Here is a 26,896-nt window from a genome sequence, read left to right on the forward strand (position 1 = left end):
CGGCACGTCATGAACACGCATAACCACGCCTTCAACGAGATCTCGGTTCCGCTCCCGCGCGAAGTCGACAGCGAAATCGCCGGTGACATCGAAAAGGAATCGGTCTTCGTCTCGCCGTTCATCGACCGCATCTTCGTGCAGGACGGCAAGACCGCCCGCGTGCTCTGCAAGGCCGGTGCCGATCTCGCCGAGGTCGAAGCCAAGGCCAAGCGCTTCCTCGAAGTGATGGTGAAGCAGGTGTCGGGCTTCGAGATCAAGGTCTTCGTCGACACCAAGCGCAAGGATACGGGCCCTTACTTCCGCGGCGTCAATGACGAACTCGTCAAGCGCGGCTGGATGCATGACTACGGCAAGGGGCAGGTGGCCTATTCGGGTCCGGTCCTCAAGCTTGCCAAGCTGATCAACGACAAGGCCGGCGAACTCTACGCTTCGGCGCTGGGCGCCAAGGATGCCCATTTCCCGGCGATGATCGACGCCGACACGCTGCACAAGTGCGGCTACTTCGACTCGCACCCCAATGCCGTGACCTTCGTCGGCAACGTGATCGAGGACTTCGACGCGATCGAGGAATTCCGCCTCGCCAATTCCTGCTCGGAAGGGGCACTGCTCCCCAAGCAGGATCACATCCACATCGACGGCATGTGCCTCAATCCGGCGGCCTGCTTCCCGGCCTATCCCACACTTACGGGCCAGAGCTTCAAGGAAGGCCAGTGCTTCACCTGGCTCGGCCGCGTCTTCCGCTATGAATCGCGCAACATCAACGGCCTCGACCGCCTCTATGAATTCAACGTCCGCGAACTCGTCTTCGTGGGTGATGAGGACTTCGTCCGCGACGTGCGCAAGAAGTCGCTGCCGATCGTCGAGGAGCTTGCTTCCTTCATCGACATCGACTGCCAGGTGCAGACCGCCACCGACCCGTTCTTCGCCACTGTTTCCGCCGCCAAGAAGTTCTGGCAGGCCGCCCAGGAAGTGAAGAACGAGATCAAGATCCCGGCGCTCTCGAACGACGGCAGCCAAAAGATGCTGGCCTGCGGCTCGATCAACCTGCACGGCAACTTCTTCGGCAAGCGTTTCGGCTTCACCACCGCCAACGGCGAGCCGGCCCAGACGGGCTGCGTCGGCCTCGGCATCGAGCGCTGGGTGCTTGCGGCCTTCACCCAGCACGGCTTCGACGAGAAGCGCTGGCCCGAAGCCGTCCGCAACATCATTTTCCGCTGATCCCGCGTTTTTGAAGGAAGGACCACACCATGCAACTCTATGACCTGATCGGAAAGGTTCTCGGCGTCGATCCCTCGACCTTGAATGAGGAATCGAATGCGCAGAACACCCCCAAGTGGGATTCGCTCCGCCACATCGAGGTGATCTTCGCCATGGAAAGCGCCTATCACGTGCGTTTCACCATGCCGGAAATCTCAGGGCTTCGTAAGCTCGGCGACATCCGCAAACTGCTTCTTGCCAAGAACGTCAATCTTGGCGAAGCCCCGGCTGAACGGAAGATTGCCTGATCCTTCCCTAGGGGAGGAGAGGCGAGGCAACCGGCATGCTTCCAGTCACGACCGTGAAATTGCTGATCGTGGACGATGATGAGGACGACATCTACCTCATCACCGAAGCGCTGCAAGAAGTGACGCGTACACGTTACGCGATCACCACGGCGTCGTCGTCGCTGCAGGCCCTTGTCGAGCTGTCGAACAACACCTTCGACGTGATCTTCAGCGACTATCGGCTGGGTGTCGTCACCGGTGTCGACTTCATCAAGAGCGTGCGCGCCGCCGGCATCGATACGCCGATCATCCTCCTGACCGGCATCTCGGATCATCTCGTCGACAACGCCGCCCTCCAGGCCGGCTCGTCGGACTTCATTCCGAAGACCGCCATCACGGCGGACGTTCTCGACCGCTCGGTCCGCTATGCCATGGCGCATGCCGACCGCCAGCGCCTGCTTCAGACGATCCTGAAGAATACCAAGTCAGGGATCAGCGTCCGCGACGCTGCCGGTGCCGAAACACTGTGGAACGGCCAGATGGCCAATTTCGCCAAGATGGCGATCGGCGATCATCCGGGTGCGCGCCAGCAGCTCATCGATCTTGCCTACGCCTCGAAGCAGACGGACATTGTGGTGGGTTCGGTGGTCCTCGAATCCCACATCACGCCGCTGCACGATGGCGGCTCGATCCTGACACTCCATGATGTGACCGACCGCGTCAACGACCTGCGCGAACGCGAGCGCGCCGAAGAGCGGATCCGCGCCATCGCCATGCAGGACGGCCTCACCGGTCTCCCCAACCGCCTGTCGTTCAACACCTATCTCGACGAATGCCTGGAAGGCGCGCGACGCGACAAGAGCCAGGTTGCCCTGCTGCTCTTCGACTTCAACCGCTTCAAGGAAGTGAACGACCTCTTCGGCCATGCCGCCGGCGACCACATCCTCCGCCAGGCTGCGGCCAATATCAAGGACGTGCTGAAGGAAGGCGAATTCGGCGCCCGTCTCGGCGGTGACGAATTCGTTCTGGTGCAGCTCAACAGCACCCGCGAGAAGGCCCATGAACTGGCCCAGCGCGTGGTCACCAGCCTCAACATGACGCTCCGTTGGGACGACAAGGTGATCGAGGCGAGCGTGACGCTCGGCGTGGCACTTTACCCCGACCACGGCAGCAGCCGCCAGGAACTCCTCGCCAACGCCGACCTCGCCATGTACCGCGGCAAGTCGGAGCAGGAGATGTCGATCTGCTTCTTCGACGCCAGCATGGATGAATACGTGCGCGACCGCCGCACGCTGGCCCATGATGTGCGCCACGCCATCCACAACAGCGAAATGAGCCTCGACCTGCAGCCGCAGTTCATCTGCAGCTCGGGTGCGCTCACCGGCTTCGAGGCGCTGCTCCGCTGGAACAGCCCGAAGCGCGGCCTGGTTTCGCCCGCACACTTCATCCCGGTTGCCGAGGAAAACGGCCTCGTCATCGAAATCGACAAGTGGGTGCTGCGCCGCGCCTGCGAACTGCTCGCGGAGAATGCCTGGCTGCCGCGCCTCGCCGTGAACATCTCGGCCCGCGCCATCTGCCTGCCGCAGGTGGTGACGCAGGTGCGAAAGACGCTGCTCGAAATCGGCATCTCGCCCGCCCGCCTCGAGCTTGAGGTGACGGAAACCGCCCTCGTGCACGACCTCAACCGCGCGCTTCACAATCTCCGCCAGTTGAAGGCGCTCGGCATCTCGATTGCCATGGACGACTTCGGCACAGGCTATTCCTCGCTGTCGTTGCTCAACACCTTCCCCTTCGACCGCATCAAGGTCGACGGCTCCTTTATCCAGCTCACCGGCAGCAACCAGCGCGCCGATGCCATTTTCAAGGCGGTTGTTGGCCTGGGTGCGGCGCTCAGCGTTCCCGTCCTGGCCGAGGGTGTGGAAACCGACGCCCAGCTCGAATTTGCCAAGACCTCCGGCTGCCAGGAAATCCAGGGCTTCAACTTCGGCCGGCCGGTCCCGGAGAACCTGCTCCGGCGAATCCATGCCGAATTCAGTGGCGCGCCCACCCTGCAGCGCTTCAAGGTCTGGCAGCAGAAGAACCAGACCCGGGAACAGGCCGCAAAGCCCACGGACAATGCCCCCCTGATGCTCTCGTCCGGCTGATGGAGCGCGTGCCATGCCGTCCGCCTCCACTTTGCCGAGATCGGGTTATTTACCAGCAGTTTACCTCTGCGACTTCACCAGTGAATTTCTATCGCGGGTCATTTGCGGATTAGCGATTGTCTCGGCAAGCAGGACTCTAATCGCCGTGCGGGGCGAGTGTGGAGGTCGTGCGTTGAACGTCAATCGGAAAGGCCGTGGTCTTGACCGTTGCTTGAATTCGAGCGGCTTTCTCCGCCCTTCGAATCGGGACTGCGCGGCCGCGCGTGTTGACGGTCTGTTGCGGCGCTCCGGTTCCTTCTTGTCCACGTTCGGCTATGGGCTGTTCATCCTGACCCTTGCTGCGTTCTTCGCCGTGGGCATCGTGATGGGTCCGGTCCGCGCTGCGGAAAAGGTTCCGAAGCTCGACATTCCCAAGACCTTCGCACCCGAGACGTCGACCAGGCCTTCGACCTATGAACTGAGCTCCGCTGCCGCGCTCAAGGCCCCGCCCGGGGCAGAGAAGGTGTTCCTGACCCCGTCCGATCTCCGGATCGACGGCGCCTTCGACGAACTGGCCGATGCGAATGCCGCAGCCCGCAAGGCGGTCGTCGGCAGGAACCAGTCCGTGGCGGCTCTGTTCGATGCGGCAGCAGCTTTGGAAAAGGCCTATGCCGATGCCGGCTATTTTCTCGTGCGCGTCACTAGGACAAATTCTCATAAATACCGCAGAGAGAAATCAACTTGCGAGGCCAATGCAAAGTGAATGACTCTCTGAAAAGTATAAGTGCGCGGACACTCATGATTGCAACGGACGTCCTGGGTAACCTGGACGTTGCCGAAACCGCGCGCAAGAACAGCGCCGATCCTCATTCTGTCCGGCAGCAGTTTGAAAAGCTCCAGAAGGCGCTGGGGATCGATCTCCTCTCCAGGGTCGATGGCAAGCTCGGTCTGACCGAGCCGGGCCGCAAGGCAATGACCTTGGCCCGTGACATCATCGGCCTGCTGGAGCGCATTGAAAATCTCAAGACGGACATGCTCACATCGCGGGAAGTGATCGGCCTTGCGCCGGATTTCTTCGCGGTGCTGCAGATCCACTTCGCCGGCCGGAAGCCTCCGGTGCAGCAGCGCCGCATCGTGCTTGATACGTCCGCCAACCTGAGGAACCGCTTCGAAGAGAAGCTGCTCGGGCTGGCGGTGCGCTATATCCATGACTACGAAGCGGCGGACGTGGAACACGTCACAATGCCGCTCGTCTGGGCGATCAGCCAGTCAAGCCGGTTGCGCCCGCAGAAGCGTCAGGATGTCGTCCAGGTCGATCTTCCGCCCAAAGGTCACCCTATTCACCGGGCTGCGGTTGCACTGCTCCGCAAGGCGAACGTTCCTTTCACGATCATGCGGGAGCAGCCGGAAGGCGTGTACCTGCCGGTCCATGCCAATGCAGAGGCAGGCCCCGTCCATGCGCTTGTGCCGGAGTTCCAGCTCGAGCGCCTCAAGCTCGTACCCACCACCCATCCGCAGCTGCAGGAACCCCTGCTGGTGCACGGCGGTGTCTTCAGCCACCGCGAATTCTTTGCCGCTTCCGACGTGGATGCCCTCGGCGCCGTCCTGATGAGTGCCATCCGATCCCTTTGTCCGTCCTACGCCCGGCATTTCCCCGACGCGAGTGACGATGCTTCCCGGCCGCTCAATGACCTGCCGGATGGCGCTGTGACGCGATAAGCCCAGCGCACCTTCCCCCCCCCCCAACTGCCCGTCTGCCTGTGTTTCGTTCCAACTTTCTATCAGGTGTACCTGCGTCCAGTTTTCACTTCTGTTCCATCTCAAAGGAGATGCCATGGTTGCAAGCAATATCAACTTCCGCACGCTGAGCATCGTCACCGATGTCCTGCGCACCCTCAACTTCACCGACGTGGCGCGCGCCCATGGCATCACCCAGCCGGCGGTGAGCCTGCAGGTGAACAAGTTCGAGGACATCGTCGGCATCGACCTGATCAAGCGCGTCGGCAACCGCATGGTGCTGACCGAGGCCGGCAAGCAGGCCCTGCAGCTTTGCGAGTCGGCGCTCGCCATGCTGGAGGAAATGGGGCGCATCCGCCTCACGCCCGCAGACCGGCGGGAGGCGATCGGGCTTGCGCCCGATCTTGCCATCTTCCTGCAGGACCAAAGTGGCGAAGCGGGCAGGGTGCTGGAGAACCGCTATTCGGTTGTCGACTCCTCCGACAATCTGAAGCTGCGCTTCGAGACGCGGGAACTCCCAACGGTGGCGCGCTTCCTCTTCGACTATGAGGAGAATGCGCCCAAGGCCTCCGCCATTCCCTTCGCCTGGGGCACCTATGGCGGCGATGGCGCACCGCCCCGCAGCGATGTGCCGCTGCTGGTGGACCTGCCGTGCCCGCACACGCCGATCGGCGAGGCGGCCCTCCGCTACCTCACCGCGCGCAAGCTCCGCCACAAGGTGGTGCGCGAATGGTCCGAGGGGCTTTATCCCGGCCCCATCCACGGCAGCGGCGAACCCCTCACGCATGTGCCTGTGCCCGTCTTCCGCATGGCGGAACTGGGCCTGACCCGCTCCACCCATCCCGCCATGCAGGACGACATCACCATGTATGCCAGCATCTTCAGCACGCACAGGGACGCCGACCCCCGGGTGATGGACCAGCTGGAGAGCCTGCTCTCGGTGTGACGGCTTCGGGCAATCTCCTGTGATTGCCGGCCCGGCTCCAAGTGAGCCGGGTCTTGTTTTGCCTGCCTACATTACAGGCAGGAGTGAAGGTGGAACCGATCCGGCCCGCAGGCGTTGTGCGCGCATCACGATTTGCGAGCAACGGCTCACTGAGAGGTCAGGGATTTGGTGAGGATGTTATGGCCCGCGCTGCTGGCGCAGCGCGTCTGGGATCAACCATGGAATGACGAGCAGCCGATTCGCGCCGAATTGTTCGGGCTGGAGCGCTTCCGCGCCCATGCCGCGAGCCTTGCGCAATCGCAGGAGATCACCCACGAGCCGCGTTCCGTCGTCACCGTGGTCGATCGCACCCATGACAACGGCAAGGTTCTGCTGCGCTGCTGCAAGCGGCTGTCGGATGCTTCTGCCGCGGGCCAGACCGTCACGCCGGAAGCCGAATGGCTGATCGACAATTACTATCTGATCGAAGAGCATATCCGCCAGGCGCTGGATGACCTGCCGAGCACCTATTACAAGCAGTTGCCCAAGATCGCCGCCGGGCCTCTGGCCGGGCATCCGCAGATTTTCGGCATTGCCTGGGCGTTCATCGCCCACACCGACAGCCGTTTCGATGCGAGCCAGTTCATCGAATTCATCAACGCCTACCAGAATGTGCGACCGCTCACGATCGGCGAATTGTGGGCCGCCGCCATCAGCCTGCGGCTGGTGCTGATCGAAAACCTGCGGCGCATCTCGGCCCAGACCGTGGCGCTGATGGACATGCGCGAGCTTGCCGATGCGCGGGTGGACTCGCTCCTCGACGGCAGCAACAGCATTGCGGGCTTTTCCGCCATCTTCGATGCGGGCACCTATGGCCCGGCGGAACAATTGTCCTTCGCGGTGCAGGTGATCCGCCGTCTCCGCGACCAGGAAGCCGCCGACCCCGGCTTCATCAACTGGCTGCGGGGCAGGGTGCAGGCGCTCGGCCACGACTTCGACAGCGCCGTGACGGCGGAGCACCACCGCCAGGCGACGGCGGCTGTCACCATGCAGAACCTGATCACCAGCCTGCGCTTCATTGCCGACTATCACTGGGAAGACTGGTTCGATCAGGTGAGCCTTGTCGACCGCCTGCTGCGCACCTCGAGCCAGTATGCCGACATGGATTTCCAGACGCGCAATGCCTACCGCAACGGCATCGAGGATCTGGCCCGCCACGCCAACGGCGATGAACTGGAGATCACCGCCCGCGTGATCGAGGCCGCGAAGTCGCCACCCGCCGATGCGCCCGCTGCTGCGGCCAGTGCGGGCTACTACATCGTGGGCCCAGGCCGCCGCGCCATCGAAACGCGGATCGGCTATCGCCCGCCGTGGAACAAGAGGATCGCAGGTGTCATCCGCGGTGCGGGGCTGCCGGGCTATCTCGGCCTCGCCACGCTTTTTGCCCTCGTCATCCTGTGGTTCGGCCTTTCACCGCTGATGCACCACGGCATTGCCTGGCCGCTGCTGCTGGGGCTGGGCCTTCTCGGCTTCTTCATCGCGCTCGAAGCCGCGATTGCCATGGTGAACTACACAGTGACGCAACTGCTGCGGCCCGTGGTTCTGCCGGGGCTGGAACTGCCGGAGGGGCCCACGCCCGAGATGCGCACGCTGGTGGTCATTCCCGCACTGCTTCTCTCCCATGATGCGGTCGAGGAGCTGTGCGGCCAGCTTGAGGTGCATTATCTCGCAAATCCGCGGGGCGATGTGTTCTTCGCACTCGCCAGTGACTGGAAGGATGCATCGGCAGAGACGGCGGAAGACGACGAGGTGCTGCTCTCCGCTGCGCTCGACCGGATCGCGGCGCTCAATGCCCTGCACGGGGGCGAGCGGTTTCTGCTTCTGCACCGCGGCCGCCAGTGGAACGCCAGCGAAGGCGTGTGGATGGGCTGGGAGCGGAAGCGCGGCAAGCTGCATGAACTGAACCGCCTGCTGCGTGGCGCGGTGGATACGAGCTTCATGGTGATCGGCGGGCGGCTGCCCGCGCATGTGCGCTATGTGCTGACGCTCGATGCCGACACCCAGCTGCCGCGCGACGCGGTGCGGCGCATGGTGGGCAAGATCGCCCACCCGCTGAACCAGCCGCATGTGGACGAGGCGCAGGGCCGCGTCACCACCGGCTATGGCATCCTGCAGCCCCGCATCACGCCCTCGCTGCCCGTTGGCCATGCCGGTTCGCTGTTCCAGCGGCTCTATTCCAGCCATCGCGGCATCGACCCATACGTGTTTGCCGTCTCGGATGTGTACCAGGACCTGTTCGGCGAAGGCTCGTTCGCGGGCAAGGGCATCTATGACGTCGACATCTTCGAGAAGGTGATGGCGGGGCGCATCCCCGAGAACAGCATCCTCAGCCATGATCTCTTCGAAGGCAATTTCGCCCGGGCTGCACTCGTCACCGACGTCGAAGTGGTGGAAGCCTACCCCGAGCGCTATGCCGTGCATGCTTCGCGGCAGCACCGCTGGACGCGGGGTGACTGGCAGCTTCTGCCGTGGATCTTCGGACGGCGGACGGGCGCACCGCGCGGGCCTTCGGCGCTGGGGCGCTGGAAGATGATCGACAATCTCCGCCGTTCGCTGCTGCCAGCCATGATGCTACTGGCGCTCTTCATCGGTTGGCTGCTGCTGCCGGACAAGCGACCGGCGGTGTGGACCTCCTTCGTGCTGCTCACGGCCTTCATCCCTGTGTTCCTGCCGTTGTTCGGCGGCTCGTCCCTCCGGCGCGTGCCGGTGACGCTGGCCAGCCAGGCGCGGGTGATCTTGCAAGATGTGGCGCAGGCGGTGCTGACCACCGCCAGCAACATCGTGCTTCTGGCCCATCAGGCGATGCTCAACGCCGATGCCATCCTGCGCACGCTCTATCGCCTCGCCGTCAGCCGGCGTCACATGCTGGAATGGACGACGGCGGCGCAGGCGCAGGCCAACAGCGCGCGCACGCTGCCCGGCACCATCATCCTGATGTGGGCGAGCGTGGTGGTGGGGCTGCTTGCGCTTGTGATTGCCGGCGTGCGCGGCGGGAGCATCAGCCTCACCGCGGCGGGCTTCGGCCTGGTCTGGCTGCTGGCGCCTGTCTTCGCCTATTTCATGAGCAAGCACGAGGCGTTGCGGGATGAACTTGCCGCGGCACCTGAAGACCGCATGACGCTGCGCACGACGGCGCGGCGGACGTGGCGCTTCTTCGACGCCTTCGTGGGTGCCGAAGACAATTTCCTGCCGCCCGACAACTTCCAGGAAGACCCCGCACCGGTGGTGGCCCACCGGACATCGCCCACCAACATCGGGCTTTATCTTCTCTCGGTGGCGAGTGCGCGCGAGTTCGGCTGGATCAGCCTGGCGCAGGCGGCGAACCGCATCGCCCAGACGGTGACCACCCTGCACAAGATGGAGAAGGTGAACGGCCATCTCCTCAACTGGTATGCGACGACGACGCTGGCGCCGCTGGAGCCGCGCTATGTCTCCTCGGTCGACAGCGGCAATCTCGCGGGTCATCTCATCGCGGTCTCCAACTTCTGCCGGATCTGGGCCCGCCATCCCGTGGCCTCGGCCTCCCGCCTCGACGGGATCACCGACGTGCTCGCCATCCTTACCGAAGAGATGGCGGGGCAGGGCAAGGGCAACCGCGACCTGAAGGGGCGGCTCAAGGATGTGGAGCAGAAGCTCGCGGCCTTCGGTGCGGCGGTGAAGGCGGCACAGGAGGCACCCGAGCTGCTGGCGGCGCGGCTGATCGGCCTTGCCGTGCAGGCCGGCGGCATTGCCGATGGGGTCGTGGCCCTTGTGCGCGACGATCCCTCGGCGCAGGCCGCCACCATCCGCTATTGGGCGCAGGCGCTGCGCGAGGCGGTGGAACAGCAGTTCCTCGATGCGACGGTGGAGGAAGGCCATGCCGCGCACCTGCGCGATCAGCTTCTCCAACTGGCGGACGAGACGGCGGCGCTGGCGCTGGCCATGAAGTTCGATTTCCTCTCCGATCCGCGGCGCAACCTGATGGCCATCGGCTATCGCGTGACGGAAGCCGCCCTCGATGAAAGTTGCTACGATCTGCTGGCTTCCGAAGCGGCTCTCGCCAGCTTCCTCGCCATCGCCAAGGGCGACCTGCCGGCGCGCCACTGGTTCCGCCTTGGCCGCACCGTGACCGAGGTAGAGGGACGGGCGGCGCTGCTCTCCTGGTCCGGCTCCATGTTCGAATACCTGATGCCGGCGCTGGTGCTGAGCCCGCCGTCCGGCAGCCTGATCGACCAGACGATCCGCCTCGTGGTGAAGCGGCAGATCTCCTATGGCGCGCAGGTGGGCGTGCCCTGGGGCATTTCGGAATCCGCCTTCAGCGCGCGTGACCGCAACCTCACCTATCAGTATTCGAACTTCGGCGTGCCCGGGCTTGGCCTGAAGCGCGGCCTTGCGGCCAATGTCGTGGTGGCGCCCTATGCCACGGGCCTTGCCGCCATGGTGATGCCGGTGGAAGCGGCGGCCAACTATCGCGCGCTGGAAGCCGTGGGGGCGCGGGGCAACTACGGCTTCGTGGAATCAATCGACTATACGCCGTCGCGCCTGCGCGAAGGGCAGCGCCATGCGGTGGTGAAGGCCTATTTCGCCCACCATCAGGGCATGACCATCACGGCGATCCTCAATGCGGTGAGCGGCAATGTCATCCGCACCGCCTTCCATGAAGAAAGCATCGTGCGGGCGGCAGAACTGCTGTTGCAGGAGCGCGCGCCCGACGAGGTTCCGCTGACGTTGGCCGGTATAGCCAATACGCCTGCCGACATCCGGACCGAACTTGCCGCAGCGGCACCAAAGCCCGTGGACCCGCGCGGTGGCGGAAGCCTGGATGTGCAGTTCCTCTCCAACGGCCAGATGACCGCCATGGTGACCGCCACCGGAACGGGTTCGCTCTCGTGGCGCGGGCTTTCGGTGATGCGCTGGCGCGAGGATGCGGTTCTCGATCCCTGGGGGCAGTTCGTGTTTCTCCGCGATGTGCGGACGGGTGAACAGTGGCCCGCGGGCTATTCGCCGCGCATCCGCGAGCCGTCATCCTATGAAGCGGAGCTTGCCGAGCACAAGGTAACGATCCGGCGGCAGGATGGTGACTTCGCCACGCTGATGGAATGCGTCGTCTCGACCGAGAGCGATGCCGAGGCGCGGCGCATCAGCGTGACCAACACATCCCCGGGCTCGCGCGTGATCGAGATCACCACCTATGCCGAGCTGGCGCTGGCGCAGGCGGCGGCTGATATGGCGCATCCCGCCTTTTCCAAGATGTTCATCCAGACGGAATTCGATGCGGAACTGGGTGCCCTCATCGCCATGCGGCGGAGGCGCGAGACCAATGATCCCGAGATCTGGGTGGCGCAGTTCCTGCTGCCGGTGGGGCGGGGCTCGCGCAGCATGGAATTCGAGACCTCACGGGCGGCGTTCCTGGGGCGCGGCAACACGCTGGCCACCGCCGACGCGCTGAAACCGAAGAGCAAGCTTTCGGGAACGCAAGGCACGGTGCTTGATCCCGTCTTCGCGCTCCGCCATCGCATGCGAGTTGAGCCGGGGCACCAGGCCTGCTGGACCCTGTGGACGCTGGTGGGTGAGAGCCGCGAGAGCGTTCTCAACCTCGTCGACATGCACCGCCAGCAGCAGGCCTTCGAGCGCGCCGGCGTTCTGGCCTGGACGCATGCGCGCGTGCAGCTCCGCCACTTTGCGATCGAGGGGCCGGAGGCGGAAGTCTTCCGCAAGCTGTCCAATCTCATCGTCTATGCCTCTCCTGCGGCGCGGCCTTCGCCGCAGACGCTGGTGCAGCAGATGCGTGACCAGACCAAGCTGTGGGCGGCGGGGATTTCGGGCACGCGGCCCATCCTGCTGGTGCGCATCGATGCGCTGGAAGACATCGACATCATTCGACAGGTGCTGAAGGCGGCGGGCTACTGGGCGGCGAAGCGCATGGCCGTCGATCTCGTCATTCTCAACGAGAAGAGCTCGTCCTACATTCAGGACCTGCAGGGCGCAATCGAGGATCTCGTACGGAAATCACAATCCGCGGCCGGGGGCGGCGACGCGACAAGCCAGGTCTTTGCCGTCAGGGCTGATCTGCTGCCGCCGGACACGCTGGCCATGCTGCCGGCGGTGGCACGCGTCACGCTGCATGCCCGCGCCGGAAACCTGGCCCGTCAGGTGGCGCGCATGCAGATTGCCCCCGGTGCCCAGCCGCCTGCCTCCCTCACCGCCTTGCCCGCCGCGGCCGGGAAAGGCGCGGAATCTGCGGTCACTCCGCCCGATCTCCTGTTCTTCAATGGCTTCGGCGGATTTGATCCGCGCACGAATGAATATGTGATCCTCCATCAGGCGGAACAGCCGCTGCCCGCGCCGTGGATCAACGTCATCGCCAATGCGGACTTCGGGACGCAATGCTCTGCCGAGGGCGGCGGATATACGTGGTTCGGGAACAGCCGCGAGTTCCAGATCACGCCATGGTCGAACGATCCGGTGAGCGATCCGCCGGGCGAAGTGTTCTACGTGAAGGACCTTTCGAACGGGCAGGTGATGAGTCCCTGCGTGCTGCCCAAGGGCCTGGCGCGCGGCACATTCCGCACCCGCCATGGCTTCGGCTACACCATCCATGAAGCAGTGGTCGGCGATGTGTCGCTCGAACTCTGCATCTTCGTGCCGGTGAACGGCGCGGCGAAGATCTCGCGCCTGCGCATTCGCTCGTCGTCTTCGCAATCACGGAGCTTTGCCGTGACGGCCTTTGCCGATCTCGTGCTTGGGCCTTCGCGCAGCACGTCCGCCTTTCACGTGGTGACGGAAGTTGATGCCGAGACAGGCGCGTTGATGGCGCGCAATCCGTGGTCTCAGGATTCGGCGGCGCGCACGGTCTTTGCCGACATGATGGGACGACAAGGCACGATGTCGGCAGACCGCCGCGCCTTCCTCGGCGCCTATGGACGCCTCGACACGCCAGCGGCGTTGCTCTCGGCACAGGGGCTCAACGGCAAGACGGGGGCAGGCCTCGATCCGTGCTTTGCCCTGCAACAGACCGTGGCGGTGAGTGCGGCGGCACCGGCCGAAGTGACGGTGGTGCTTGGCGCAGGTGAGACCGCGATGGCGGCACGCGGAGCCGTGGCGCAATACCGTGCGGCAGACATTGATGCCCTTCTGGCCGAGGTCCGCAGCTTCTGGCGCGAGACGGTGGGCAAGGTGCAGGTGGAGACACCGGACGCCGCCACCAACGTGATGCTGAACGGCTGGTTGCTCTATCAGGCGCTCTCCTGCCGCATGTGGGGACGGGCCGGTGCCTATCAGGCGAGCGGTGCGTTCGGCTTCCGCGACCAGTTGCAGGACACCATGGCTCTGGCGGTGGCGCAGCCCGCCATTGCACGTGCCCATATTCTCAAGGCGGCGTCGCGACAGTTTCCGGAAGGCGACGTGCAGCACTGGTGGCTACCGGGCACCGGCACGGGCACGCGCACGCGCATTTCCGATGATCCTGTATGGCTCTCTTATTGCACGCTGCACTATATCTCGGTGACCGGTGACAGCGCCATTCTCGATGAAGAGGTGACGTTCATCGAAGGGCGGAAGCTCGAAGAACATGAACACGATGCCTTCTATCCGCCGGTGGTCTCCGATGAGAAAGCGACCCTCTACGAACACTGCTGCCGCGGGCTGATGCGCAGCCTGACGCGTGGTGCCCATGGATTGCCGCTCATGGGCACGGGCGACTGGAACGACGGCTTCAACCGCGTCGGCGAGAAGGGGAAGGGCGAGAGCGTCTGGCTCGCGTGGTTCATCATCGCGACGCTGACGCGCTTCACCGCCCTTTCAGAAGCGCGTGGTGACAGCGAACGGGTGGAGGCGTGGCAGAAGGCCGTGACGTCGCTCACGGCCGCGCTGGAAGAACACGCCTGGGATGGCGCATGGTATCGCCGCGCCTTCTTCGATGACGGATCGCCGCTCGGCTCCAAGGACAATGCGGAATGCCGCATCGATGCCATTGCCCAATCCTGGGCGGTGCTGTCGGGCGTGGCGCCGCCGGAGCGGGCACGGGCCGCGCTCGAGAGTGCGTGGTCGCAGCTCGTGAAAACGGACGACAGCCTGGCACTTCTCTTCACGCCGCCCTTCGATGTGTCACAGCCTGATCCGGGCTATGTGCGCTCCTATCCGCCGGGCCTGCGCGAAAATGGCGGGCAATACAGTCACGGCGCCATCTGGTCGGTCTTCGCCCATGCGCAGCTTGGCGAAGCGGAGCGCGCCTTCCAGCTGTTCTCGATCCTCAATCCGGTGAACCATGCCCGCACGGTGGACGAGGCGGACCGCTACAAGGCGGAGCCCTATGTGGTGGCTGCCGACATCTATTCCGTGCCGCCGCACGTGGGACGCGCGGGCTGGACCTGGTACACGGGTGCCGCGGGCTGGCTCTATCGTGCAGGGCTTGAGGCCATTCTCGGCATCACCTGGGAGCAGGGTCATGTGGTGCGGACCGTGCCCTGTGTTCCGGCGTCATGGCCGGGCTTCACGGTCACGCTGCAGCATGACGGGCACACCTACACCTTCCGCCTTGCCCGCGATGCAGCTGCTCCCACCGATGCACGCGTTGAGGCCGTGGATGGCGGCGGCTGGCGGGTGACGCTGCGGGACGGCGGCGAGATCACGCTGCCTTTGCGGTGAGCTCTCTTAACACTTAGATCCAGACAAAGAAAAAAGGCTGAAGGGTTGCTTCAGCCTTTCAAGTTGGGGGAGGGATAGTACAGGTCAGGCATCTACATGCGGCCAAGCCACGTGTCGATTTCGTTGCGGGTCTGATCCTGCGCATAGCCGTAGCGCTGCTGCAGGATGCCCTCGAGTTCATCGCGCTTGCCTTCGATCCGTGTCAGATCGTCATCAGTGAGCTTGCCCCACTGCTGCTTCACGCGGCCCTTGAACTCTTTCCAATTACCTTCAACGTTGTTCCAGTTCATGATCTGTCCTTTCCTTTGAAACACGGGATTTCAGTCTTCACTGCTGCTCGAGATTGCCGCTGCAGAGCGCAACCATCAGTCCGAAGACACTGATGCCACCGGCAAGCAGCGCGGAACTCGAAAAGGATCCGGCCAGCCCTGCCTGCGGAAGCATCAGCGTTGCAGCAGCGAGTGTCGAAAGCGCAAAGAATCGCACCATATGTTTCTCCTTTTCAGACTCTCAAAACGCTTGTGATGAGCGTCCGGTTCCGGACAAACAGTGCAATTCCGTCAGGCGGCGGCGCGGGCCTTCGTGTCGAAGAACAGCGCCTGGCTGATCACGGCTTTCACCATTTCCGGCGAGAAGGGCTTGGTGATCAGGAAGGCCGGCTCCGGCCGCTCACCGGTGAGGAGGCGTTCGGGGAAGGCGGTGATGAAGATCACTGGTACCTCGAAGGTCGAGAGGATCTGGTTCACGGCGTCGATGCCCGAGCTTCCGTCTGCCAGTTGAATGTCGGCGAGGACGAGGCCGGGCTTCTTCTGCTTCACCAGATCAACTGCCTGGCGATGGGTGCGGGCAACACCCGTAACCGTGTGGCCGAGGCTTTCCACGATCTCGCGCAGGTCGAGTGCGATCACCGGTTCGTCCTCGATGATCATGACGTTTGTCGCCATCTGTTCGGTGATGGCGTCAGCCGCTTCTTCAATCAGCATCTTTACCTCATCAAGGTCGCGGTCAAGAATGACCGACACTTCTTCCGGCGTAAAACCTTCGACCGTGCGGAGCAGCATGGCTTCGCGGGCCAAGGGCGGCAGACTGGCCAGGCGCTTCTGCGCCATGGCGATCCAGGCCGGATCGCCCGACGGCGGAGGGGATTTCAGGTTGATGGCAATCGACTCCCACCAGCGGCAGAACAGCCGGTACAGCGCAATGCGCGTTTCGGGATGTATTTCCAGGCTCGAAGGCTCCTCGACCACCGCCTCAAGCACGGCGGCGACATAGGCATCGCCTGATTGCTGGCTGCCGGTTAAGGCTCTGGAAAACCTGCGAAGTTGTGGCAAGAATGGCGCCACGCGCGCTGACAGACCCATATGTGCTCCCTTCCGTCGGACAATTTCCGCGTTCACCCCAAACGCCGAAAACGGCCCCGGGTTCCATCCTGCCACAAAAAAGTGTCAACCCGCTGGAACATTCCGGCAGGGCGGACATTATTAATCTTGCTGTCGCTTGCCGCTATTGGGTGGAAGCGCACAGGCGAAGGCTGGGACATACAGACGATGGCAATTTCGGACGAGGACAAGGGCAAGAAAGCCAAGGGACGACAAAAGTTGCAAGAACCATCCCGAACGCCGCAGGACCCCCAGATTTTCGACATGATCGGGCGGCGTCTGAAGGACTATTACGAGGACGTTGCCAAGCAGCCTGTCCCCGACCGTTTTCTCGAACTCCTGCGCAAACTCGACAAGAAGAGTGAGGAGTGACATTGGCCGATCCGAATGCGAAGCGTTCGGGAGGTGATGTTGCGGCCACCACCCCGCAGCAGGATGCCTTCCGCGAACACATGATCTCCGTCATTCCGAGGCTCAGGGCCTTCGCGTTGTCGCTTGCTTCCAAGTCCGACTACGCCGACGACCTGGTGCAGGAAACGCTGATGAAGGCCTGGCACCACCAGGCCGATTTCCAGCCAGGCACGAACATGAAGGCCTGGCTCTTCACCATCCTGCGCAACGAGTATTTCAGCCAGCTGCGCAAGCGCAAACGCAAGCGCGAGGTGGAGGATGTGGATGGGGAACTGATCAACCAGCTTCCGACGCCGGCCGGGCAGGAGGCGCATCTCGACATGGCGGACCTTCGCCAGGCGATGCTGCAACTGCCGGACGACCAGCGTGAAGCGATCATTCTCGTGGGCGCATCCGGCTTCTCCTACCAGGAAGTGGCTGAGATCACACAGGTGGCGGTAGGCACGGTGAAAAGCCGCGTGAACCGCGCGCGTGTGCGGCTCGCATCACTGCTCGGCATGGATGCCGAAAACCTGCCCAAGTCCGGCGACGACGGCGACTCCTGAGCAGGGCACCGTGCCGGCTCGGGTTCCATGCAGGGAACCTTTTCCTTCCTCGCGGCATTTCAAATTGCCGATTCAAACGGAGGGAACCCCCTATGACCATTAGTACCATTCTCATCATCCTGCTCATCCTGATTGTCATCGGCGCTTTGCCGACGTGGAACTACAGCAGGTCGTGGGGCTATGGCCCGTCGGGCGGACTTGGGCTTCTGCTGCTGATTATTCTCATCCTCGCCCTGACCGGACGGTTCTGATCCGTTCAGGAGGAACGCTGCCCGTGAGGCAGCGTTTCACCTTCACGTCCCCTTTGAGGACGGCACTTTTCGAAAGGAGATTGCCCATGCCTGCAAAGTCGAAAGCCCAGCAGAAGGCGGCCGGTGCCGCCCTTGCCGCCAAGCGCGGCGAGACGCCGGTAAGTGAGTTGAAGGGCGCTGCCCGCGGCATGTATGATTCCATGACCATCCAGGAACTGGAAGAGTTTGCCGAGACCAAGCGCAAGTCGCTTCCCGAGCATGCGGACCGGAGTTAGCCGCTGCCGGGATTTGAAATGGAAAGGGGAGAGGCGAAAACCTCTCCCCTCATTTTTGCCTGGGAACCGTGCGTCAGACGCCCCAGTAGGGCGGCACCTGATAATGATCGTGGATGTTGCGTTCCCAATCACGGCTCTGCCAGGAGTCATCGCTGAAGTCCGGAGAGTCGCGGAGCTGCTGTTCCGTCACGGTGGTTCGGAAACCATCGAGCTTCTTGTCAAAGCTGAGAGCATCCCATGGCAGGGGATAGTGGCTATGACCGAGCGACAGGAAGCCGCCGAAGCTGATGACGGCGTAGTGCACGCGGCCGGACAGCTTGTCGATCATGAGATGATCGACTTCGCCGATCTTGTGGCCGGAGGTGTCGTAGACGTTGGTGCCTTCCACGTCTTCGCTGGAAACCCACGCATGGTTCGGATGAGCGGTGGCCATCATGTTTGTCTCCTTGATATCGAGCGCGTGATTGCGCCTCGCAAGCAAAACGCCGCCGTGCGGATGATGTTCCGGCTCAGAGGGTGATCTCGAAGCTGCAGACGAGGCCATCGCGGCCGAAGCGCCAGCGGACATTGCTGGCGCTCGAACTCGATGAGTGCCGTGCCGAAGCCGCTGTAGGCGGGACGCGACGCAATCGCAGGGCCGCCCCGTTCGCGCCAGGTGATGCGCAGGGTGTTGCCTTCCGCACTCCAGTCCACGGAGACGTGGCCCTGCGGCACGGACAGAGCGCCATGACGCACGGCATTCACGCCGAGTTCGTGCAGCACCAGGCCAAACTGGGTGGCGGCATCGGCGGGAAGCAGCACGTCCGGGCCCGAGAGGCTGAAGCGTTCTTCCATGGGTTCCTCCAGCATGCCAGCGAGCTGATGCCGGAAGATCTCCGTGATGGGTGCCCCCCGCCAGTCGCCGTCGGTGAGAAGGCTGTGAGACAGGGCAAGGCTCTGGACCCGGCCCTCGAAGACCTCGATGAAGTCCTCTGGCTTGCGGTGTGAGCGCAGGGTCTGGCGGGTCATGGACTGGATGATGGCCAGCATGTTCTTCACCCGGTGCGACAGCTCGGCAAGAAGCGTGTTCTGCCGCTTCTCCCAGGTCTTGCGCTCGGTGATGTCCTGGTCGATGCCGCGCGCGCTCACGGCGTGGCCCGTCTCGTCCTTCAGGACATCGCCGATCACAGCGGTCCAGATCATCGAGCCATCCTTGCGGTGAATGGGAAACTCGAGCGTGAAGGTGCCACCGGCATCCAGCGCCTTGCGGTATTCGGTCTTGACCCGCTGCCGGTGCGCCGGATCGATCATGCTGTCGCGCACTTCGCGTGGCGGCACGCCGTTGGCAGGATCGACGCCGTAGAGCAGGAACATTTCCTGCGACCAGTGCAGTTCCTCCCGCGCGATGTCGAGATCCCAGGCGCCGGCACGGGCGCTGCGGAGCGCAAGGCGGAGGCGCGCTTCGTTCTGGCGCAGGGCTTCCGTCTGGCGGCGGCGCTCGGTGATGTCGCGCGCGATGGTTGAGGCACCGATGACCTGGCCCTTGGCATTGAGGATGGGCGACATGGAGAGCGAGACGTGGATCTCCTCGCCGTTCCGGTTCAGGCGGCGTGTGTCGTAGGGCCGGATCGCTTCGCCGCGCATGATGGCTTCGAGGGCGGAGATCTGCTCGCTTGAGTGTTGCGGCGGCACGAGGCGAAGGACAGGCTGGCCGATGATCTGTTCCGCGGCATGGCCGAAGAGCGTCTGCGCGCCGCGGTTCCAGCTCGTGACCGTGCCGGCGAGCGTGGTCGTGAAAATTGCATCCTCGGAGTTGGTGACGAGCGACGCCAAAATGGCGACTGCTTCGTCAGACGCCTTGCGCGAAGTGACGTCGAGCAGGATGCCGTGGCAGGTCTCGCCCAGGTTGTTGGCGCGGGAGAGGAGCCAGCGCAGATCGCCATGGGGGGAGAGCACACGGAACTCCGCTTCCGCCTTCATGCCGTTGATGTTGGGCGTGACCCGCAGGCTTTTCTGCCAGCCCTCAAGATCAGCGGCGTGGACGCAGCGCTCCACCGAAGCCCAGGTACCATCGAAGGAATGGCGCTGCAACCCGAAGAGGCTGAGGCACTGGTCGGAACACGTGAAGATGTTGGTCTTGAAGTCGAGATGCCAAGCCGCCAGTTGAACCGTGTCGAATGCGAGCGTGCTTGCGTCTCTCCACGGATCACTCTGCGGCTGTCCCGCCATCACGAACTCCATCCCGTGATCTCTGCTGTCATGCAACCTTGATATGGCCGAACCATTCCAGATGACAAGGCCCGGAACGCCGGGTCACGGCATTCCGGGCGGGTTTGTCACATGTATTGGCGTTGGTTTCGCTACGATCTCCACACTGCGCCGGATCTTGCATTGACGTACACAGTGGTGCGCTGGCCGCCGCGCAGGGCGCGGAAGGTGTAGACCGGTCCGTTGCATTCAATGGTTGCAACGTTGCGGTAACCGCGCGAGCGCACTTCCCACTTGGCCTCACCGCAACTGATACGATAGCGTTGCATGCGCTCCGGCAGATACCAGCCATGGCCGCGCCGGAAGACATAGTCCGGGCCGGGGCGATAGCGGTAATGCGGAACGCCGAGGTAGACGTCCACGTTCACCTTGGTCTTGGCTTCGGCGACGGGTGCTGTCATCGGCAGCATGGACCCCACGGCAAAGGACGTGGCAAGCGCCGTTATCATCAGGCTTTTCATGTTGAGCTCCTGTCTTCGCTGGTGAAATCAGACGGGGAAGCAATTGCTTCCCCGCCGGTGAATGCTGCCTGTTTCGCTTAGCGCGCCAGCGCCGTGCGGTCGAAGGCCGGAGCGGACTCCAGCTGCTCGCGCGTCATGGCGATGACAAGCTTCGGAGTGGCCGTGCCGGGGGCCCCGGCAGCGGTCGTCGAGCCGGTGGTGGTGTTGTCATCGGTGCTCGCGGTGCCCGTGCCCGTCATCGTGTTGTTCGCCGTTTCGGTGGTGATGGTGATCTGCTCCACCGGAATGGCGACGTCCTTTTCACCGATGCCGAGGAAACCACCCACGCCGATGATGGCGACAACGGTGTCGAGATCCTTGTTCATGACGAGGTCATTGATCTCGCCGACGTTCTCGTTGGCAGAGCTGTAGACAGTACGGCCGATGAACTGCGAGGCCAGGAACTGCGTGCCGGCAGGAACGCCGGCAGTGTTGGCGGCGCTGTCATTGGTGGCGGGTGCGGCGGGCGTGGTGGCGGCGTTGTTCTGGTCGGTCGACGGCTGTGTGGTTCCAGTCGTTGTGCCAGTGTCGTTGTTCTGGGCGTTGTCGCCATTGGTGGTGGCGGTGCCGTTGTTCTGGTTGTTCTGGTCAGTCTGAGACTGGTTCATCGACTTGTTCTTGCACTCGGCCTTGTCGGCGTTGGCAGCGACGGAGCAATCCACCACGGCGTTCGGGGTGGTGCCGTCACCCGTGCCCTGGGTGTTGTTCTGCGTCTGGGCGAGAGCGTTGCCTGCGCCCATCAGAAGGGCGAGGACGGCGGTCGAACAAAGAATGCGTTGCATGGTCGTTCTCCTTTGGAGTTGCTGTTGAAATAACGCGGCATGCTCTGAACGGTTCCGGTGGAACTGTTCACCCCCTCCAGCCGCCGCGCGGTGGCCGCAAGGAAAGGCAGTCCGCGGCAGCCTGTGCGCGCGGAATAATCGATGGCGCGCCGCCCGGGCAGGGACGGCGGACGGCGCGCTCTTTTGTTGCCTCTAAGTCAGCGCGGTTTCGCGCGCCGGCTCGGCTGCAACAACGGTGTTGTGGTGATGATGTTCCGTGCCTTCGCTGTCTTTCGGAAGCTGCAGCACGGTGGCGCGCTGGCCTTCGCGGAGTGCGTTGACCTTGAAGATGCGCCCGTCGGCAAGTTCCAGCGCGTCATGATGGGTGCCGGGCTTGTCCATGTCGATCTGGCGGAAGCGTGCGAGGCGGGACTCTGCACTCAGCGCCTGCTCGACATAACCCCAGATGCCGGATGTCTGCACCGGGGTCTCGAAGGCAAGCTCCGTACCGGGACGAAGGCAGACGGCGACTTCGGGCTCGCCCGGCGAGCAGAAGCCGCGGGTGGTCGTGGTCCTGAAGCTGCAGCTGACGATCACGTCACCAACCTGGGCTTCACGGCTTACCAGAGATTCCAAACTGTAGTCGCACATGATGTACCTCCTGAAACGCTGCTGACGGTCTGTGCGGAAGATGGGCGCATGCCGACTGCAATCGGCCTACGTGGGATAAACGAGTGCCTTCGCTGAATGTTCCGGACGAATTCTCCCATGGCTTTTGCCCGCCCGCCGGATGGGCTATCATGAGATGGGGATTACTGATTTTCAGGTGGAGGACGACTCGTGGTGACCTATGCGCGCGACATGAAGGGATATGGCCGGGCCATTCCCGATCCGAAGTGGCCGGGTGGCGCGCACGTGGCGGTGCAGTTCGTGCTCAACTATGAAGAGGGCGGCGAGAACAACATCCTCCACGGCGATGCGGCCTCGGAAGCCTTCCTCTCGGAGATCGTGGGGGCGGCACCCTGGCCGGGGCAGCGTCACTGGAACATGGAGTCGATCTACGAGTATGGCGCCCGCGCCGGGTTCTGGCGGTTGTGGCGCATGTTCACCGAGCGCAAGTTGCCGGTCACGATCTATGGTGTCGCCACCGCGCTGATGCGCTCCCCCGATCAGGTGCAGGCGATGAAGGAAGCAGACTGGGAGATCGCCAGCCACGGCCTCAAGTGGGTGGAGCACAAGGACATGAGCGAAGAGACGGAGCGCCAGCAGATTGCCGAGGCGATCCGCATCCATACCGAGGTGACAGGCGAAAGGCCGCTCGGCTGGTATACCGGACGGTGCTCCATGAACACCACGAAGCTGGTCATGGAGGAGGGGAATTTCCTCTATTCATCAGACGATTACGCTGATGACCTGCCATACTGGCTGAAGAAGGCGAATGGCGGAAAACATCTCATCATTCCCTACACGCTTGATGCCAACGACATGCGCTTCGCCACACCGCAGGGCTTCAACACCGGCGAGCACTTCTACCAGTACCTGAAGGACAGCTTCGACTGTCTCTATGAAGAAGGCCGCCGCGGCTCGCCCAAGATGATGTCGGTTGGCCTGCACTGCCGCCTCGTCGGAAGGCCGGGGCGCGCCGTCGGCCTCGCCCGCTTCATCGACTACGTGATGTCGAAGGAGAAGGTGTGGATCCCGCGCCGTATCGACATCGCCCGCCACTGGCACGCGAACTTCGCCTGACGCTCCTCACCGCTGTCCAATCCCGAAAGGCCCAGCACATCATGTCGTCGAAACTCTCCACCGACCTCAAAAGCGGTTCGCTGATTTATCACGAGGGCGCACGGCCCGGGAAACTGGAGGTGCGGGCCACGAAGCCGCTCGGCAACCAGCGCGACCTGGCGCTGGCCTATTCGCCGGGCGTGGCTGCCGTCTCGGAAGCGATCCATGCCGATCCCGCCACCGTCTCGCGCTACACGGCGCGCGGCAATCTGGTGGGCGTCATCTCCAACGGCACGGCGGTGCTGGGCCTCGGCAATATCGGTCCGCTCGCCGCCAAGCCGGTGATGGAAGGGAAGGCGGTGCTCTTCAAGAAGTTCGCCGACATCGATGTCTTCGATATCGAGATCGCCCAGACCGACGTGAGCGCCATGGTGGAGACGATCGCGGCGTTGGAGCCGACTTTCGGTGGCATCAACCTCGAGGACATCAAGGCGCCGGAATGTTTCGAGCTGGAAGAGCGCCTGCGCGAGCGCATGTCGATTCCGGTCTTCCATGACGACCAGCACGGCACGGCAGTGATCGTGGGCGCTGCCGTCACCAATGCGCTGAAGCTCGCCGGCAAGGACATTGCCAAGGTGAAGATCGTGGCCTCGGGTGCGGGTGCTGCGGCACTCGCGTGCCTCAATCAGTTGGTGAGCCTCGGCGCAAAGCGCGAGAACATCTGGGTGAGCGACCTTGAGGGCGTGGTCTATGAGGGCCGCACCGCGCTCATGGACAAGTGGAAGGCGGCCTTCGCACAGAAGACCAAGGCCCGCACGCTGGGCGAGATCATCGTCGATACGGATGTGTTCCTCGGGTTGTCGGCGGGCGGCGTGCTGAAGCCGGAGTTCCTCAAGTCAATGGCGAAGCAGCCGCTGGTGCTGGCGCTTGCCAACCCGCACCCCGAGATCATGCCGGAGGAGGCGCTGGAAACACGCCCGGACGTGATGATCTGCACCGGGCGCTCTGACTACCCCAACCAGGTGAACAACGTCCTCTGCTTCCCTTACATCTTCCGCGGTGCGCTGGATGTGGGCGCCACCACCATCAATGAAGAGATGAAGCGCGCCGCCGTGCAGGCCATCGCTGAACTTGCGCGTGACACGCCCTCCGACATCGTGGCGAAGGCTTCCGGGGGAGAGACGCGGTTGTTCGGCAAGGACTCGCTCATTCCATCGCCCTTCGATCCGCGGCTCATCCTGCGGGTGGCGCCCGCTGTGGCCCGCGCCGCGATGGAGAGCGGTGTGGCCACGCGGCCCATCGCGGATTTCGAGGCCTATGCCGACAAGCTGCAACGCTATGTCTTCCGCTCCGGCTTCATCATGCGCAACATCTTCGCCGAGGCGAAGAAGGCGCCGCGCCGGGTGATCTATGCCGATGGCGAGGACGAGCGTGTGCTCCGCGCCTCGCAGGTGCTGATCGAGGAGGGGATCGCCAAGCCCATTCTCATCGGCCGTCCGGCAGTGATCGAATCCCGCATCAAGCGATATGGCCTGTCGCTTCGGCTTGGCATCGATGTTGAGAACATCAACCCCGAGGATGATCCGCGCTATCGCGACTACGTTGCGACGCTGGTGGAGGTGGCGGGCCGCAAGGGTGTCACGCCCGATGCGGCGCGCTCGCTGGTGCGCAACTCGACGACGGTGATCGCGGCGCTTGCCGTGCATCGCGGCGAGGCGGATGCAATGATCTGCGGGCTGGAAGGGCGCTATCGCTCCAAGCTCCGCCATATCCGCGACATCATCGGACTGGCACCCGGCGTCAACGAACTTGCCGCCATGAGCCTGATGATCACCTCGCGCGGCATCGTCTTCCTCAATGATACGCATGTGCAGGCCGACCCCACGCCCGCCGCCATTGCCGACAACGTGCTGATGTGTGCCGACCACATGATGCGCTTCGGCCTCGAGCCGCGCGTGGCGCTGGTCTCCCACTCTGACTTCGGTGATTTCGACACCGCTTCCACCACCAAGATGCGGGCGGCGCTCCACATCGTGCGGCAGCGGGCGCCGCAGCTCGAGATCGATGGCGAGATGCAGGCCGATACGGCGCTGATCGCCGGCATCCGCCAGCGCAAGCTTCCGTCCTCGACGCTGAAGGGCGACGCCAACCTGCTGGTGATGCCGGACCTCGCGTCCGCCAACGTGGCCTACCAGATCGTGAAGGTGTTCGGTGACTCGCTGCCGGTGGGGCCCATACTGCTCGGCACGGCAAAGCCGGCGCACATCCTCACGCCCTCCGTCACCTCGCGCGGCGTGGTCAACATGTCGGCCATTGCGGTGACGGAAGCGCTGGCGCTGGAACGAGGGCAGTAATCAGAAGAGTGCGTCGAGCTTCTTCTGTTCCGCGTCCGTCATGTGCAGGTAGGACTTGGTGCGGCGGAGGAGAATGTCGTCGCTGCTCATCGCCCATTCGTTGGCGCGGAGATAATCGACCTCGGCGGCATAAAGCGTGCTGCCCAGGTGCTCGCCAAGGTCGGCAAGTGACGTGGCACCATTCAGGATCTTCGAAGTGAGCGAGCCGTAGAGACGCGCGTAGTGACGCGCCACATCGGCGGGAAGCCACGGGTATTTGCCGGTGAGATCCTTGAGGTAGCCATCGAAACCACCGGGCATGTCCCCGCCGGGCAGGGCAGCCTTCGCCGTCCAGTCGCCACCCATCTCGGGGAAGGTGGGGCGCAACTTCTGCAGGGCGTGTTCGGCGAGCTTGCGGTAGGTGGTGATCTTGCCGCCGAAGACCGAGAGCAGGGGTGGTGCGCCTTCGACATCGAACACGTAGTCACGCGTGACGGCGGAGGGGTTGGCAGCATTGTCGTCGTAGAGCGGGCGCACGCCGGAGAAGGACTTGAGCACATCAGCGCGTTCAAGCTGCGTCTTCGAATAGCGGTTTACCGCCTTGAGAAGATAGGAGATTTCGTCTTCGCTGATGGCCACGTCCTCGGCCTTCCCCTCATAGGGAATGTCGGTCGTTCCGATCAGCGCCTTGTCACCCTCGTAGGGGTTCACGAAGATCACGCGCTTGTCGTGGTTCTGGAACAGATAGGCGTTGGGGCCATCCCAGAATTTCTTCACGATGATGTGGCTGCCCTTCACGAGGCGCACGCGGCGGGCGGAGTTGGAACCGACCACACCGTTGATGACATTCTCGACCCAGGGGCCAGCGGCGTTGACGAGGGCGCGGGCGGTGGCCCTGGATTTCTCCCCGGAGGTGCTGGTGAACTCCACTTCCCACTGGCCATCGGCGCGGCGGGCCGAGGTGGCGGCGGTACGGGTCATGACGCGGGCACCCTTGGCGGCGGCATCGAGCGCATTCAGCACCACGAGGCGGGCATCGTCCACCCAGCAGTCGGAGTATTCGAAGGCGAGGGTGTAGTCGTCCTTGATTGCCTTACCCTCGGGATCACGGCGGAGGTCGATGCGGCGGCAGCCCGGAAGCTGCTCGCGGCCCCCCAGATGATCGTAGAGGAAGAGACCGAGGCGGACGAGCCAGGCCGGGCGCTGTTCCGGTGAATGGGGCAACACGAAGCGCATGGGCCAAACGATGTGCGGGGCGGCGCGGAGCAGCACCTCGCGCTCGATCAGGGCTTCGCGGACAAGGCGGAATTCATAGTACTCGAGATAGCGGAGGCCGCCGTGGATGAGCTTGCCGGAGCGCGACGAGGTGCCTTCGGCGAGATCGCCCTTTTCGCAGAGGATGACGGAAAGGCCGCGGCCTGCGGCGTCGCGGGCGATGCCGGCGCCGTTGATGCCGCCACCCACCACCACCACATCGACTTTCCCCAGGTCCTTCATCGAAACCCCTTCATCACC

Annotated in this window: 22 protein-coding genes; 13 read left to right on the forward strand and 9 right to left on the reverse strand. The window is 63.6% G+C overall.

The window, feature by feature from the left end:
* The first annotated feature begins 9 nt into the window (after nt 1-9).
* From QM801_RS02280 to QM801_RS02310, 7 genes are all read left to right on the forward strand, one after another.
* Nucleotides 10-1,218 carry an aminoacyl--tRNA ligase-related protein gene (locus QM801_RS02280; protein WP_415017589.1) on the forward strand — a complete coding sequence of 403 codons (1,209 nt, stop codon included), beginning with the start codon at nt 10-12 and terminating at the stop codon, nt 1,216-1,218.
* Between the two features lie 29 nt (nt 1,219-1,247).
* A complete protein-coding gene (locus tag QM801_RS02285; protein WP_415017590.1) occupies nt 1,248-1,505 on the forward strand; it encodes an acyl carrier protein in 258 nt (85 codons plus the stop codon).
* Between the two features lie 35 nt (nt 1,506-1,540).
* Nucleotides 1,541-3,628: an EAL domain-containing protein gene (locus QM801_RS02290; protein WP_415017591.1), complete on the forward strand. Its 2,088-nt coding sequence runs from the start codon at nt 1,541-1,543 to the stop codon at nt 3,626-3,628.
* Between the two features lie 298 nt (nt 3,629-3,926).
* Nucleotides 3,927-4,370, forward strand: a complete 444-nt coding sequence (locus QM801_RS02295) for a hypothetical protein (RefSeq protein WP_415017592.1) — start codon at nt 3,927-3,929, stop codon at nt 4,368-4,370.
* A gap of 35 nt (nt 4,371-4,405) precedes the next feature.
* Entirely contained in the window at nt 4,406-5,326 is a 921-nt protein-coding gene (locus QM801_RS02300) for a hypothetical protein (protein WP_415017593.1), read from the forward strand.
* 115 nt (nt 5,327-5,441) lie between these two features.
* Nucleotides 5,442-6,290, forward strand: a complete 849-nt coding sequence (locus QM801_RS02305; protein ID WP_415017594.1) for a LysR family transcriptional regulator — start codon at nt 5,442-5,444, stop codon at nt 6,288-6,290.
* Nucleotides 6,291-6,464: 174 nt separating this feature from the next.
* Nucleotides 6,465-14,954, forward strand: coding sequence for a GH36-type glycosyl hydrolase domain-containing protein (locus QM801_RS02310; protein ID WP_415017595.1), 8,490 nt, complete (start codon nt 6,465-6,467; stop codon nt 14,952-14,954).
* 92 nt (nt 14,955-15,046) lie between these two features.
* Here QM801_RS02310 and QM801_RS02315 read toward each other — a convergent pair whose 3' ends face one another.
* The 3 genes from QM801_RS02315 to QM801_RS02325 all read right to left on the reverse strand — a co-directional run bounded on the left by QM801_RS02315 (nt 15,047) and on the right by QM801_RS02325 (nt 16,315).
* The gene (locus QM801_RS02315; RefSeq protein WP_415017596.1) at nt 15,047-15,244 is read right to left on the reverse strand and encodes a CsbD family protein; all 198 of its coding nucleotides are present in this window, start codon (nt 15,242-15,244) and stop codon (nt 15,047-15,049) included.
* A 37-nt stretch (nt 15,245-15,281) separates the two neighbouring features.
* Entirely contained in the window at nt 15,282-15,443 is a 162-nt protein-coding gene (locus QM801_RS02320; RefSeq protein WP_415017597.1) for a hypothetical protein, read from the reverse strand.
* Nucleotides 15,444-15,514: 71 nt separating this feature from the next.
* On the reverse strand, nt 15,515-16,315 hold the full coding sequence (locus tag QM801_RS02325) for a response regulator (RefSeq protein ID WP_415017598.1): 801 nt from the start codon (nt 16,313-16,315) through the stop codon (nt 15,515-15,517).
* 126 nt (nt 16,316-16,441) lie between these two features.
* Between QM801_RS02325 and QM801_RS02330 the strand changes: the two genes are divergently transcribed.
* From QM801_RS02330 to QM801_RS02345, 4 genes are all read left to right on the forward strand, one after another.
* Nucleotides 16,442-16,705, forward strand: coding sequence for a NepR family anti-sigma factor (locus QM801_RS02330; RefSeq protein WP_415017599.1), 264 nt, complete (start codon nt 16,442-16,444; stop codon nt 16,703-16,705).
* Nucleotides 16,706-16,707: 2 nt separating this feature from the next.
* The gene (locus tag QM801_RS02335) at nt 16,708-17,289 is read left to right on the forward strand and encodes a sigma-70 family RNA polymerase sigma factor (protein WP_415017600.1); all 582 of its coding nucleotides are present in this window, start codon (nt 16,708-16,710) and stop codon (nt 17,287-17,289) included.
* Nucleotides 17,290-17,381: 92 nt separating this feature from the next.
* Nucleotides 17,382-17,540: a DUF3309 family protein gene (locus tag QM801_RS02340; protein ID WP_415017601.1), complete on the forward strand. Its 159-nt coding sequence runs from the start codon at nt 17,382-17,384 to the stop codon at nt 17,538-17,540.
* 86 nt (nt 17,541-17,626) lie between these two features.
* Nucleotides 17,627-17,815, forward strand: coding sequence for a DUF3008 family protein (locus QM801_RS02345; RefSeq protein WP_415017602.1), 189 nt, complete (start codon nt 17,627-17,629; stop codon nt 17,813-17,815).
* A 73-nt stretch (nt 17,816-17,888) separates the two neighbouring features.
* On the opposite strand, the gene QM801_RS02350 is transcribed toward QM801_RS02345, so the two are convergent.
* The 5 genes from QM801_RS02350 to QM801_RS02370 all read right to left on the reverse strand — a co-directional run bounded on the left by QM801_RS02350 (nt 17,889) and on the right by QM801_RS02370 (nt 21,974).
* The gene (locus QM801_RS02350) at nt 17,889-18,251 is read right to left on the reverse strand and encodes a PRC-barrel domain-containing protein (protein WP_415017603.1); all 363 of its coding nucleotides are present in this window, start codon (nt 18,249-18,251) and stop codon (nt 17,889-17,891) included.
* Entirely contained in the window at nt 18,248-20,023 is a 1,776-nt protein-coding gene (locus QM801_RS02355) for a PAS domain S-box protein (RefSeq protein WP_415017604.1), read from the reverse strand. The genes QM801_RS02350 and QM801_RS02355 overlap by 4 nt, the downstream gene beginning before the upstream one ends.
* Before the next feature lie 131 nt (nt 20,024-20,154).
* A complete protein-coding gene (locus QM801_RS02360) occupies nt 20,155-20,523 on the reverse strand; it encodes a hypothetical protein (protein ID WP_415017605.1) in 369 nt (122 codons plus the stop codon).
* Nucleotides 20,524-20,600: 77 nt separating this feature from the next.
* Complete coding sequence (locus QM801_RS02365; RefSeq protein WP_415017606.1) at nt 20,601-21,344, reverse strand: PRC-barrel domain-containing protein; 744 nt, start codon at nt 21,342-21,344, stop codon at nt 20,601-20,603.
* Between the two features lie 192 nt (nt 21,345-21,536).
* Nucleotides 21,537-21,974: a hypothetical protein gene (locus tag QM801_RS02370; protein ID WP_415017607.1), complete on the reverse strand. Its 438-nt coding sequence runs from the start codon at nt 21,972-21,974 to the stop codon at nt 21,537-21,539.
* Nucleotides 21,975-22,163: 189 nt separating this feature from the next.
* Between QM801_RS02370 and puuE the strand changes: the two genes are divergently transcribed.
* The gene (gene puuE, locus QM801_RS02375; protein ID WP_415017608.1) at nt 22,164-23,069 is read left to right on the forward strand and encodes an allantoinase PuuE; all 906 of its coding nucleotides are present in this window, start codon (nt 22,164-22,166) and stop codon (nt 23,067-23,069) included.
* 41 nt (nt 23,070-23,110) lie between these two features.
* On the forward strand, nt 23,111-25,402 hold the full coding sequence (locus QM801_RS02380; RefSeq protein WP_415017609.1) for an NADP-dependent malic enzyme: 2,292 nt from the start codon (nt 23,111-23,113) through the stop codon (nt 25,400-25,402).
* Here QM801_RS02380 and QM801_RS02385 read toward each other — a convergent pair whose 3' ends face one another.
* Nucleotides 25,403-26,878 carry a glycerol-3-phosphate dehydrogenase gene (locus tag QM801_RS02385; protein ID WP_415017610.1) on the reverse strand — a complete coding sequence of 492 codons (1,476 nt, stop codon included), beginning with the start codon at nt 26,876-26,878 and terminating at the stop codon, nt 25,403-25,405. It lies immediately after the preceding gene.
* Nucleotides 26,879-26,896 lie beyond the last annotated feature (18 nt).

The organism is Aestuariivirga sp. (assembly GCF_047600585.1).
In the GTDB taxonomy this organism is placed as follows: domain Bacteria; phylum Pseudomonadota; class Alphaproteobacteria; order Rhizobiales; family Aestuariivirgaceae; genus Aestuariivirga.